Origin of the sequence: Cellulophaga sp. L1A9 (assembly GCF_009797025.1) — a bacterium.
In the GTDB taxonomy this organism is placed as follows: domain Bacteria; phylum Bacteroidota; class Bacteroidia; order Flavobacteriales; family Flavobacteriaceae; genus Cellulophaga.
Genome location: NZ_CP047027.1, coordinates 4,554,710 through 4,568,303, shown reverse-complemented (window position 1 = coordinate 4,568,303; position 13,594 = coordinate 4,554,710). Strand labels below are relative to the sequence as shown.

Below are 13,594 nucleotides of genomic sequence, written 5' to 3'. Positions count from 1 at the left end.
TTAAATGCTGTGTTTAACTATATATTTTTAAGACTTTAGCAAAGGTTTCAATACGTCCCAAACAGTATTTGCTAAGATTTTATGACCTTCAACGTTAGGATGAATGCCATCCTTTTGATTTAACGCAGCAATCCCTCCAACATCCTTTAAAATAAAAGGAATAAATTCTAAATTATTCTTCTCAGCTAAGTCTATAAATAGCTGTTTAAATTTAGTGGTATACTCCATCCCCATATTGGGTGGTAATTGCATCCCCGCAAGGATAATTGTGGTATTGGGACTTTTCTCTTGCACCACATCAATGATTGCTTGTAAATTAGCACGCGTTTCAGATAGCGCTACGCCACGCAAACCATCATTAGCACCAAGTTCTAATAAAAATATGCTAGGCGTCTGTTTAATCACCCAATCAATTCTACTTTTGCCTCCAGCAGTGGTTTCTCCACTTACCCCAGAATTAATCACCGTAAATTTTAAACCTAAGGAATCTAATTTTTGCTGCACTACGGCAGGGTAGGCATTGGTGGTATCATCAAGACCATAACCTGCTGTAATACTATCACCAAAACACAGAATGGTTTTGGTTGTGGCATCGGTAGCTAAGGTATCTTCTGTTTGTTGCGTAGTGCTTGCAGCTTCTGTTACTTTTTCTGTTTTGGCATCACCACAAGAGTAGAGTAGGACTACCATTAGAAAATAACAAAACTTTAGGAGTTTAGGTACTACTGATATTGGCAGGTATGAATGCAATTGTTTATTTTGGTCCTTGGACATAAGTCACGATCTAAATTAAAATTAAGATGTCAAAGATATTAAAGATTACCGGGTTGGAAAAAACATACACCAGCGGTAACAAACAATTAACGGTATTGCACGATATCTCTTTTGAAGTAGAGAAGGGACAAACCTTTTCCATTATCGGTCCTTCTGGAAGTGGTAAGACCACATTATTAGGCTTATGTGCTGGTTTAGATCAGCCTAATGCTGGTAGTGTAGAATTATGTGGTCAAGATTTGAATACGCTGAATGAAGACCAACGTGCTCAATTACGAAATAAAGAAGTCGGTTTTATTTTTCAAAATTTTCAGTTGTTACCTACACTAACAGCCCTTGAGAATGTAAGTGTCCCTCTAGAATTACAAGGAGCTAAAGATGCGAAAGAAAAGAGTGAAATCTTATTAGAAAAAGTAGGACTAGGCAAGCGTATGCATCATTATCCTTCGCAACTCTCTGGTGGGGAACAGCAACGGGTAGCATTGGCGCGCGCTTTTGTAAATTCACCTTCCATATTATTTGCCGATGAACCCACGGGAAATTTGGATGAGGAAACTGGTGAAAAGGTGATAAAATTATTATTTGATCTTAATAAAGAATTAGGAACCACCTTGGTCATTATTTCTCACGATTTAGAATTGGCAAATCGCACGCAACAAATTGTACGACTTAAAGGCGGAAAAATTATTGCAAATCAACTTACCACTGCACTGTGAACATATCCAACACCAAAAATAAGTTACAAATAACTTGGCTTTTTAAAATGGCATTGCGCGATGCTAAGGCTAGTAAAGTACGGCTCATTTTATTTATGTCATCCATTATCTTGGGCATTTCTGCTGTGGTATCCATACAGTTATTTAGCACCAACCTAAAGGACAACATACAGCGCCAATCTAAGAGTTTAATGGGGGCTGATTTTATTATTGATTCAAAACAAATACCCAGTGAACGAGCGCAAACGATTATCGATTCGTTGCAACCTGATGCTTTCGAGGTAAATTTTGTATCTATGATTGCTTTCCCAAAGAATAACGGTACTAAATTAGTAAAGGTGCGTGGTTTGGAAGGCGACTTTCCTTTTTATGGAGAGATTGATACAGAACCTGTCGCTGCAGCAGGGAGGTACCAGGAATCAGGTGGTGCCCTGGTTGATGCTACCTTATTGCTTCAATTTAATGTGAAACCAGGAGATTCGATAAAAATAGGAAAACTGACACTACCTATTGCTGGTGCATTAAAAGCTATCCCTGGGAGTACTGCTATTTCTACATCTGTAGCACCTCTTGTTGTTATTCCATATCGTTTTATTGCAGCTACTGAATTATTGCAGTTTGGAAGTAGAAAAGAATATCAATATTTCTACAAGGCATCAGATACTTTAAATTTAAAAAATCTTGAAGATAAAATAGGTCCACAGCTGGATTTTGAAAATGCCGATTTAGATACCCATACCAGCACGACGAAACGTCTTGGTAGGCGCTATGATAATGTAGGTAAATTTTTAAATTTAGCAGCGTTCATTGCCTTGCTCTTAGGGTGTATTGGTATCGCGAGTTCTGTGCATATATATATTAAAGAAAAATTAAGCGCCATTGCAGTTTTAAAATGTATGGGAGCATCTAGGTTGCAAAGTTTCCTAATATTTCTCATTCAAATTGCTGGGATTGGGGTTGTTGGAGGACTCATTGGTTCCTTGATAGGGGCAGCGCTTCAAGAGATCTTTCCATACCTTTTAAAAGACTTTCTACCCTTTACTATTGAGATGAATATTACGGCACAGCCTATCCTTATAGGGGTATTCCTTGGGCTATTTATGTCCGTTTTATTTGCACTTTTGCCATTGCTTCGTACCTGGTATGTTTCTCCATTGGAAGTGTTGCGTGTAGATGAGCAAGCCGTTCAAGAACCTATTGGAGTTAGGATATTAGTATTTTCTACTATTCTAATATTTCTGTTTTTATTTTCTTTATGGTTGCTTCATGATGCGCTGTATGCTTTGTTTTTTGTGGGGGCGACAGTGGTTACTTTTGCTTTATTAACCGGTGTAGCCTTAGGTTTTATAAAAACGATTAAACGGTTTTTTCCAACCCGTTGGAGTTTTACGGCACGCCAAAGTTTACTTAATTTATTCAGACCCAATAATCAAACGGTTGTTTTGGTCGTAGCGATAGGTTTGGGTACTTTTTTAATTAGCACCTTATATTTTACCAAGGATATTCTATTGGCAAAAACGGAAATAGGACAACGTACTGAAAATGCTAATATTATTATTTTAGATGTGCAACCAGAACAGGTTGACGCGGTAGCACAAAACATAACCTCCCAAGGCTTACCTGTACTTAACAATATTCCATTGGTTACCATGCGGATGCACAGTATCAAAGGGCAATTGGTAAATGAGTTACGTCAAGATAGCACACGACAAGTGCGTGGGTGGATTTTAAACCACGAATTTAGAACTACGTATCGTGATTCTCTTATCCCGTCAGAAGAACTGCTTGAAGGCAAATGGACACCACGAATAGCGCCTGGTGATCCTGTGGTTATTTCCATTTCTGATAACATTGCATCTGATGCCAAAATTACGGTGGGCGATGCTGTGGTGTTTAATGTGCAAGGTGTCCTTATGGAAACTACAGTGGGGAGCATTCGCAAGGTAGATTGGGCGCAAATACAGCTTAATTTTTCCATTGTATTTCCGGTAGGTGTGCTAGAACAAGCGCCTCAGTTTAATGTATTTACTACCAAAGCACCCGATGAGGCAAGTTCAGCAGCTTTCCAACGCGATTTGGTAGCGAACTTCCCGAATGTGTCCATTATCGATTTAAGACAAGTCTTCACCGTAGTGGAAGATATCTTGGATAAAGTTTCATGGGTTATTAATTTCATGGCATTTTTTAGTATCCTCACAGGAATTATTGTATTGATTGGTTCTGTGAGAACTAGTAAATACCAACGCATAAAAGAGAGTGTATTGCTGCGCACATTAGGTGCTAAAAATGCACAGATTTTACAAATTTCTGCTTTTGAATATGTATTTTTAGGACTACTGGGTAGCTTGGTTGGTATTCTATTGGCATTGGTCAGTAGTTTGTGTTTGGCGGTATTAGTCTTTGAAGAACCTTTTGTGCCCTCTTTGATTCCGTTTTTGGTGTTTTTACCAGGAATAACCTTGTTGGTACTAGCAATTGGTTTAAGTAATATTCAAAAAGTTTTACGGAGTTCTCCTTTAGCGGTATTGCGAAGAGAAGGATAAGAGGCTATATATTAGTGCCAATAAAAACGATACAGGGCTATGAAATTTAGATGTAAAATACGAATAAGTACTTACCTTGTATAGAAGTCATTTAAAAGAAAAACTATGTTAAACATGCACTATTTATTTCAAATTCCTTTTGGTACCCAAAATCCGGATGACAATAATCCTATTGATCTTTCAAGTCCGTTTGATGTCATTATGTATATTGTTATGCCTATACTAATGCTTATCTTTTATATTCTGTGGAGACGAAATAAGAAGAAGGATGGGAATTAATTAGTTTTCGCATTCTGCCTTTATAAGAAACTATAAGCGTACCTAATCCTTTATTGGTATTGGCTTAAGAAGTATTTAATTTGTGATGAAAGATTTGTTTTTAGCAGAGATTTATAAAGAAGACTATATTAAGGAGCACACTATAATTGATGTTTCTTTTTAAAATGGGTTAGAACACTAAGGATAAAGCAGCACAAGGCAAGCTGTAATTATAAAAGTAAAAACCTGTTAAAATTTTACTTTTAACAGGTTTTGTATTTCAATACGCCTTCGGCTAATATGTTTTTTTGAATGCTTATTCTTTATTAGAAGGCTTGAATTTGTACGTGATACCAAAGTTAATACCGAAAGAAGAGTAAGGGACTTTTTGCGATAATACTTTTGTTTCATCAGTTTCATCATCAGATAAAGTGTCTACAAATGTTGTAGTTTTATTAAAACCATCAGGCAAGTTATCTAAAGAATTAAAACCTGCAACCGCTACGTTACCATCAGGTGTAACAATATCAGTATTAAATTCTGTAATTTCAGAATCCTTACGTTTTAAGCTAATTCCGTAATATTCTGCTTCAGCAAAAATGCTGAAATTAGAATTTATATCATAGTTGTACCCAAGGGCTGCAACTAATCCTAAAGGAAAATGTCCGTGAAAATCTTCTTTGTAATTAGTTTCAGAATATGATCCAGAAGGTAAGCCTAATCCAGCGGCTTGCGCATCTGAAAAAGTAGATTTACTATAAACCACAGCTTCTGTTTTTCCTGCTACTTTTAATAAAGCCCCAAGACGGCCATATACATTATCGTTAAATTTATACGCTAAAGAAACTGCTGCTCCAAAAGCACGTGCTCTAGCAATAGCATCTCTTTCTTCAGTAGATGTATTTACAACAGATATATCTTGGTCTGTCCCATTAAGATATCCAAGGCTTACATCTATACCTAATGAGTTCTTAAAAAAATAAGTACCTCTCAATTGTACATTGACACCTTCCCCAAAACTACCATAAGAGTTTTCCGTTTCGGTTTCCGTCATTGTTGTTCCCAATTTCATGCCGGCACTAGGTACTGCATACCCCGTACTCGCTGACACTTGTAATTGCCCATAAGACACAACGCTTATTAAAAAAGCTGAAAATAAAATAATTGAATTTTTCATAATTTATGATTCTAAAAGTTGAATGACTACTTAAGGTTTAAAAGAGTAACCCTTATCTTTTTAATTTTATAGCAGGTTACCTTCTTAAACTGTAGTCTGAGTTAAATTCCTTACCAAATATACTTTTTTTACTAAAGTTCACTGTAGAAAAATCAAAGATATTTCAGCGTCAAATTTAAATTCTAAGCACCCTTTTCGTTGTTCTCAACTTAAAAGTTAATTTATTTAATTATTCTTATTTATTGGTAATATTTTTTGTCTTTATTCAAAATATAACCGTTATTTTAACTATCCTTAAATTTCGCTATTTACAAGCCTATTTTATAATGTGGTATTGCAAATTTCAATTTGGGGTATTTAGGGTAATTAACACTAGTTGGAAGATCTTTTTTTAGAACTAAAAAAGAGGTACTTATTTTTTATCATAAGAAGGTAAATCGTAAAACAGCGCCAGGTCATGCATTTTTTATCATAGCCTTAAAAACTAAATAATGATGAGGAACATGGGGAGTGTATTATTTGTCATTTAACTAGAAGGCATTTATAGGTTCCTCTTAAGAAACATCAAACAGTCATGTCATTATCTAATTTTCCTGGAATCGTAAAAAAGATAGAGGTTCCTTGATTTTTAATACTAGATACCCATAATCTACCGCCATTGTTCGCTACCATGTCTTTACATATAGAAAGGCCCAAACCTGTTCCTTTTTCGTTGTTGGTACCGTACGTTGATTTCATATGCTTTTTTTCGAAAAGCATAGCTTGTGTTTCTAAATCCATTCCAACACCATTATCTACAACTTCTACTTGCAGCTCATTATCTTTTTCTATTACATGGATACGAATTTCACCTTTCGGGTTGGTAAACTTAATAGCGTTACTTATAAGGTTTCGTATAATAATATTTAGATGATTTTTATCGCTATAACTAATGGTGTTTTCAGGTACTGTATTGCTAATGCTAATTTCTTTCTCCTGAGCCAAAGGACTCAATACAGAAATAGTACTTTTAAAAATTGTAGAAATATCTATGTTTGTGGGTTTTAGTACTATTCCTTCCATTTGTGTTCTAGCCCATATTAAAAGATTATTCAACATTTCAGAAATACCCTGAATATCTCGTAAGGCTTTGGGAAATAAAGTATTATAATCTTCTTTACTAATAGATTCATTGGAAGACATTTTCATAAGCATATAAAAGGAGCTTATAGGTCCTTTTAAATCATGAGCTATGATTGAGAATAGTTTATTTTTAGTTTTATTAGATTCACTTAATTGTACTTCACGCGTAAGTAAAGTTTCTTGTTTCTCTTGTAGTTTTTTGTTGTATTTTTTTTGAAGTTTATTCGTTCTATAAATTAAAACTAAAAATATAGAAACTATTAATAGTGCAGCTATAGCGATATAAACATAGTTTTTTTGCTTTGCTATTGCCTTTTGCTGTTTTTCTATTAATACCTTTTTCTGGTTCTCAAATTCCGTTTTACTACGTAGAATACCAAGACCTTTTTTAAATTTCTCCGTAGACTCTTTTTCATACAGTTCTAAGTAAGTAGCTTGGTAGGTATAGGCCAAATCATTTTGCCCTTTTGCATGATATATTTTAGACAGAATTAAATTTGAATCTTTTATGCTTAGTGCAATCTCTAACTCGGTTGATATTTTTAATCCTTTTAAAGCGTATTCTTCAGCTACATCTAGGTTTTTAAGCCCTAAATTACATTCTGCAAGGGCATTATAAACTACCGTATATCCATAACTAAAGCCTATTTTATCGCACATTTCTTCAGACTTGCTTAGCCATGTTATAGCCTCTTCATAGTTTTTCTGCCTTAGCGCAATAGATCCTTTTTGTTCGTAACCATGAGACATCCAATCTATTAAATTTTCTTTTTCAAAATATGCAATACTTTTGTCAACCAGACGGTTTGCTTCTGCGTAATCTCCTATTTCAGAGTATGCAGAAGCCATGTTTATTTGCGTGTACGCTACTATTTCGTTATTATGGTTTTCAATATTTAATTTTTGAGCAATTTTAAGAAAAGTCAAGGCAGTTTCGAAATCCTCATTTTCACTATATATATTGGCAATATTAACATTAATACTAACCATCATATCGATGTCATTATTTTCTTTTGCTACAGCCAATGCTTCTAAAAATTTAGTGAGGGCTAGCGCTACTTTGCCTTGCAACCAAAAGTCTAGGCCCATGTTATTTAAGGCCTTTAATTTTTCTCTAGTTAAGTTATATGTATTTGCAACTTTTAGTGCCTTCATATTATACTCATAAGCCTTTTCAATTTCACCCTTTTCAAAATAAAAATAACCATAGGTAGATAGGGCTCTACTTTCCCCTGCTCTATATTTTGCTTTTAGACTTAAGGTATACCCTTCTTTGAGTAAAATAGCGGTACTATCTGGATGTGTACGAATTTGTGCTTTTGCTAGTTCAAGAAGTAAATCTATGTAATCATGATTTTGGGGCTCAAAATCATGATTAGAACGCAATTCTTTTATTTTTGTAAGTGTACTTTTTTCTGATTGAGCTAGAAGATTACAACCGCTAATTAAAACGAAAATAATAGAAAAGAAGAAATGCCTATTTATAGAAAATATTTTTTCCATTATATATAATTTTAGAAAAGATACGAATAGCATTGAATACTTTATCATTTTTGTTGTGAAAGCAGTAGTAATGATTGTTTTTTCTTACAAATATGTTTTTTAATACTTAGGACACTCTCTTAGTTTAGGTTCAATACGATGTAAAAACTAGCTATACTTGAAATATTTGGAAAGGAAATCTCCTTATATTTATGAAGTTCCAATCTAGTTTTCGGGTCCATAGCGGCATTAATTAAAGCGAATAGTTAGGAAAACACCTAAAATAATTAGCGACTTTAAAAATGTTTTTTAGACCTTAATTTTTGTAATATCAATGTAAATAGTATCTTACAAAAAGGATTTCCATTTTACACGATATAATTCCTAAAAGTCGAATGAAAAAACAACAGCCAGATACTACCAACAAGCTTTCCGCAATGCATGAAAGTGATCAAGAAAGTGATTTAAAAAAATTAGAAAAGGATAAAATCATTGAACGTCAACTGCGTTTTCAGGACTTATTAATTAGTATTTCTACACAATATATTAACTCAGATTTATCAGATATTGATAAACTAATCAGAGAATCCTTAAAGCAGATTGGTGAATTTGTAAGCTCAGATAGAAGTTATATTTTTTCTTATGATTTTATAAATAATACTGCAACAAATACGTACGAATGGTGTGCAGAAGGTATTGATCCAGAGATAGATAACTTAAAAGATATCCCTATTGAGTATATCACCCAATGGGTAGAGGCACACAAAAAAGGAGCGGCTTTTTATATTGAAGATGTGAGTCTATTACCTGATGATGGTGAGCATGGATTACGGGCTATTTTAGAACCTCAAGGCATTAAAAGTTTGATTGCCATCCCAAAAATAAAAAACAATGAATTAATTGGGTTTATTGGTTTTGACGCTGTGCATAAAATTAATAAGTATGCAGATAATGAACAGGAAATTCTTTTTGTTTTTGCAAACATGCTTGTTAATGTAATTCAGAGAAAAGAAAATGAGGAACATATAAAAGCACAGGAAAGGAAAAAAGAAGAGTTATTACAAAACCTATCCATCCAAAATCAGGCATTAAATGAATATGCTCATGTGGTGTCTCATGATTTAAAAGCACCGCTTATAAATATTCACACCTTAGTCGGCTGGTTTATGGACGATCATAAGGAAGCATTGGGAGAAGATTTCTTGACCCCTTTAAACCAAGTATTGTTTAATGTAGAGAAAATGGATTTTTTAATCAAAGGAATTTTAGACTATTCGACTATCGATAGAATGGAATCTCAAGATGCACAAATTAATTTTAATTTGATTATTGACGAGGTTTTGCAAACGATCTTAATTCCTTCTACTGTAAAAATTACCGTTCAAGAAAACTTACCTAGTTTTTATGGAAATGCCTGGAAATTTAAGCAAGTATTTCAAAACTTAATTCAAAATGGCATAAACTATAATGATAAAGAACACGGAGTAGTTTCCGTTGGATGTCTTGAAAAGGATGACTGTTTTGAGTTTTTTGTTAAAGACAACGGGGTCGGAATTAAATCAGATTATTTTGAACGAATATTTAAAGTCTTTACCAAATTGGAAAGTACGGGTTCTTCTTCAGGGATAGGGTTGTCAATCGTAAAAAAAATCATCACTTTTTATAAAGGATCTATTTGGTTGGAAAGCGAAGAGGGGATAGGTACTACATTTTACTTTACCCTTCCGAAAACAGAATAGGGTTGAAGAGGAAAGATATTTAAAAGCTATTTTTAATTTATGATGCATCGCAACAAAAGACTCCAATAGTATACGGTTTTAATGCTATTGGATGGAAGAATAGCGTAGACGAACAGTTTTAAAATAAAATATCAAGTTCTGTAGGCAATCGTTAAAAGAACTTTATAATCGAGGCAAATATTCTAAGGCAGACTTTTCTAATCGTGTAATGTTACGGAAAGGACTAGGTTCAGGTATTGTCACCTGTCTGTTTGGGAAAAAATTCGCTACATAAAAACAATGATATGTAGCCGATGTGGTTTTTATAATGGAACATAAGCAAAACCCCATTCTAAATTTTAGCGGCTAATCTACTGGCTTGATTTATTGCTCGTTTTGCATCTAATTCTGCAGCAACATCAGCACCTCCAATAACATGTACTTTTATTCCCTTTGCTTCTAATGGTGCCAACAAGTTGGCAAATGGTAGTTGACCAGCACAAATGACTACGGAATCTACTGCCAATACTTTTTGTTCTTTGTGTTGCATATAATGTAAGCCTTCATCGTCAATTTTAGTGTATTGCACCTCATTGATAAACGCAACCTTTTTCTTTTTTAATGTAGAACGATGAATCCAGCCTGTAGTTTTGCCTAATTTGGCACCAAACTTACCTGGACTTCGCTTGAACATAAAGATTTCTCTTGCTGAAGGGTGAACTTCTGCAGGTACACCTTCAATTCCACTTCGAGCCTTCATTGTTTTATCAATTCCCCATTCTTTTAACCATGCATCAATATTTAGTGAAGTACTTTCTCCTTCATGGGCTAAATATTCGGACACATCAAAACCAATTCCTCCTGCGCCTATAACAGCGACACGTTTGCCAACTGGTTTTTTTAACTTCAAAACATCAATATAGTTTAAGACTTTAGGGTGGTCTATACCTTCTATTTTTAGGGCTCGTGGTTTGATTCCTGTAGCCAAAATAACCTCATCAAAATTGCCCTGATCTAAATCTTCAGGGTTTACGCGTGTGTTTAGTTTTAGGGTGACTTTATGTAATGCTATCTGCTTGCTGAAATAACGGATGGTTTCATAAAATTCTTCTTTTCCTGGTATTTGTTTCGCCATATTAAATTGGCCCCCTATTTCTTTGTCGGCATCAAAAAGGGTAACATCATGCCCTCGCTGTGCTGCAATAGTTGCCGCAGCCAAACCTGCAGGACCAGCACCTACCACAGCAAGCTTTTTCTTTTTCAAGGTCGGAAGATAGTTTAGTTCTGTTTCATGACAGGCTCTAGGATTTACCAAGCAACTCGCAACTTTTTGCGCAAAAACATGGTCTAAACAGGCTTGATTGCAGCCAATACAGGTATTTATTTCATCAGATTTATTATTTTCTGCTTTAAGTACCCATTCTGGATCAGCTAGAAATGGGCGCGCCATCGAAATCATATCCGCATGGCCTTCTGCCAATACTTTTTCAGCAGTTTCAGGCATATTTATTCTATTAGAGGTTACTAACGGAATAGAAAGCTCTTCTTTCATTTTTTGGGTAACCCAAGTAAATGCCGCTCTTGGTACTGATGTTGCAATTGTTGGTATGCGCGATTCATGCCAACCAATTCCTGTATTTATGATTGTTGCTCCTGCTTTTTCAATTGCTTTACCTAAGGTTACAACTTCTTGCCAAGTGCTCCCTTTTTCTACTAAATCTAACATCGATAAACGGTAGATAATGATAAACTCGCGTCCTACAGCTTCCCGTGTTTGTTGTACTAATGTTATCGGTAAACGCATTCTATTCTCATAGCTTCCCCCATAATCATCGGTACGTTTATTTGTTCTTTCTGCAATAAATTCATTAATTAAATAGCCTTCGGAACCCATAATTTCTACCCCATCGTAGCCTGCTAATTTGGCCAGTTTTGCAGAATTCACAAAATCACGAATCGTACGTTTAATTCCAGAAGATTTTAATTTAAAAGGTTTGAAAGGCGTAATGGGCGATTTTAGTGCTGACGGTGCCACAGCAAACGGATGGTAGCCATAACGTCCAGAGTGTAATATTTGCATGCATATTTTACCACCTTCATTGTGCACAGCATCTGTAATTATTTTATGGTGTTTAGCGTGTTTTTTCGTACTCATTCTTGCAGAGAAAGGTGCGGTCCAACCTTGTATGTTAGGCGCAATTCCGCCAGAAATAATTAATCCAACACCTCCTTTTGCACGCGCTGCATAATAGGCTGCTATTTTTTCCACTCCATTTTTCTCTTCCTCTAAGCCAGTATGCATGGATCCCATTAAAATTCGGTTTTTTAAGCTCGTAAAGCCTAAATCTAAAGGTTCGAAAAGATGTGGATACTTGGTCATTTTTTGAGTATTAGCGGTTTTTACTATGCATGCATAACAAAGGGTAAGATACGGTTTTTTTTGTGTAGTGATCACAACCAATCTTCAAAGCGTAGCGGAAGCCCATCATCACTATCTTTTCTGTAAAGGTCTAAAGCTTATAAAAGCTATGGTATAGATAAATAGCAATAATAAGTACCAGGTATTAGCTACCAAATCTAAATAATCTATTCTTCCTTTTGAAAAACTAAGGATCATCAATACTTGCGCACCATACGGCAACAAGCCTTGCACAATGCAAGCAAATATATCTAAAATAGAAGCTGTTTTTTTGTTATCTAAAGCATACTCGTCATTTATAGTTTTTGCAATAGGCCCAGCAATAATAATAGATACGGTATTATTGGCAATAGCCATATTTATAGTACTCACTAAGCTTGCGATTCCTAATTGGGCTGATTTTTTGTTTTTAATTCTTTTTTTAATGTTGACTAATATAAAATCGATACCGCCATTTTTTTCAACCAATGCCGCTAATCCTCCGGTGAGCAAAGACAATAAGAAGATTTCGGTCATATTTGTAAAACCAACGTACGCAATTTTTGTAGAAGCGATCAATGTAAAATCGCCATAAAGAACTCCTAAAAGTCCCGCGAAAATAGTACCTAGTAGTAAGGTTACAAATACATTCACACCAACAATAGAAAGAATAATTACGAGCAAGTAGGGAACAATTTTCACAATAGAATAACTATAGGCAACGGTTTCTGTTTCGTCAGATTTTAACCCCAATCCCTGAAAAACTAAAATAGCAATTGTAAATAGCGCTGCAGGGACGGCAATTTTAATATTCTGTTTAAACTTATCACTCATTTTGCAGCCTAGTGATTGTGTTGCGGCTATGGTAGTATCTGATATAACTGATAAGTTGTCACCAAACATACTACCTCCTAATAATGCGCCGCATAAAATAGCTAAATCTGCACCACTTTTATCAGCAAAACCTACCACAATGGGCGCTAATGCCACAATAGCACCTACAGAAGTTCCCGTAGAAACCGATAGGAAGCTGGCAATAATAAAGATGCCTACATAAATATATTGAATCGCAATATAATCCAAACCAAGATTTACGATGGCAGCCACACTTCCTGTTTCATTAGTTATCGCTGCGAATGCACCCGCCAATAAATAGATAAGGCACATGGTTAATATTTTATCATCACCGCAGCCTTTTAATAAAGTATTTATTTTTGATTGCATCGTTTGTTTAAATAGTAAAAATGCAACGATAATACCTACAATAACGGCTATAGGAGCAGGTAAGGCATAGAAATCATTTTGATAGATTCCAACACCTAAAAACGTAAAAACGAATACGAATAGGGGGATTAGTGCTGAAAATTTTGGAATACGTTCTTTTTTATGTGCCATCTTATTGTATA

Annotated in this window: 9 protein-coding genes; 4 read left to right on the top strand and 5 right to left on the bottom strand. The window is 34.9% G+C overall.

Translation table 11 applies throughout. From position 1 onward, the window contains the following. Positions 1–27 precede the first annotated feature (27 nt). Positions 28–774 carry an arylesterase gene (locus tag GQR94_RS20000; protein WP_158978576.1) on the bottom strand — a complete coding sequence of 249 codons (747 nt, stop codon included), beginning with the start codon at positions 772–774 and terminating at the stop codon, positions 28–30. 26 nt (positions 775–800) lie between these two features. On the opposite strand from GQR94_RS20000, the gene GQR94_RS19995 reads away from it, so the two are divergent. From GQR94_RS19995 to GQR94_RS19985, 3 genes are all read left to right on the top strand, one after another. Continuing rightward, positions 801–1,490 carry an ABC transporter ATP-binding protein gene (locus GQR94_RS19995; RefSeq protein WP_158978574.1) on the top strand — a complete coding sequence of 230 codons (690 nt, stop codon included), beginning with the start codon at positions 801–803 and terminating at the stop codon, positions 1,488–1,490. A 47-nt stretch (positions 1,491–1,537) separates the two neighbouring features. Further along, the gene (locus tag GQR94_RS19990) at positions 1,538–4,033 is read left to right on the top strand and encodes an ABC transporter permease (protein WP_158979719.1); all 2,496 of its coding nucleotides are present in this window, start codon (positions 1,538–1,540) and stop codon (positions 4,031–4,033) included. 114 nt (positions 4,034–4,147) lie between these two features. Then, positions 4,148–4,312 (top strand): adenylosuccinate synthetase, encoded by a 165-nt coding sequence (locus GQR94_RS19985; RefSeq protein ID WP_233268502.1) that lies wholly within the window; start codon positions 4,148–4,150, stop codon positions 4,310–4,312. 295 nt (positions 4,313–4,607) lie between these two features. On the opposite strand, the gene GQR94_RS19980 is transcribed toward GQR94_RS19985, so the two are convergent. Next, positions 4,608–5,468 (bottom strand): outer membrane protein, encoded by an 861-nt coding sequence (locus GQR94_RS19980; protein WP_158978570.1) that lies wholly within the window; start codon positions 5,466–5,468, stop codon positions 4,608–4,610. 564 nt (positions 5,469–6,032) lie between these two features. Then, the gene (locus GQR94_RS19975) at positions 6,033–8,093 is read right to left on the bottom strand and encodes a tetratricopeptide repeat protein (RefSeq protein WP_158978568.1); all 2,061 of its coding nucleotides are present in this window, start codon (positions 8,091–8,093) and stop codon (positions 6,033–6,035) included. Positions 8,094–8,467: 374 nt separating this feature from the next. Here GQR94_RS19975 and GQR94_RS19970 point away from each other — a divergent pair, with 374 nt between their 5' ends. Beyond that, positions 8,468–9,811, top strand: coding sequence for an ATP-binding protein (locus GQR94_RS19970; RefSeq protein WP_158978566.1), 1,344 nt, complete (start codon positions 8,468–8,470; stop codon positions 9,809–9,811). Between the two features lie 331 nt (positions 9,812–10,142). Here the strand turns inward: GQR94_RS19970 and GQR94_RS19965 are convergent, their stop codons facing one another. Beyond that, positions 10,143–12,170, bottom strand: coding sequence for an NADPH-dependent 2,4-dienoyl-CoA reductase (locus tag GQR94_RS19965; RefSeq protein ID WP_158978565.1), 2,028 nt, complete (start codon positions 12,168–12,170; stop codon positions 10,143–10,145). Between the two features lie 111 nt (positions 12,171–12,281). Next, positions 12,282–13,583, bottom strand: a complete 1,302-nt coding sequence (locus tag GQR94_RS19960) for a Na+/H+ antiporter NhaC family protein (RefSeq protein ID WP_158978564.1) — start codon at positions 13,581–13,583, stop codon at positions 12,282–12,284. Positions 13,584–13,594: the final 11 nt, after the last annotated feature.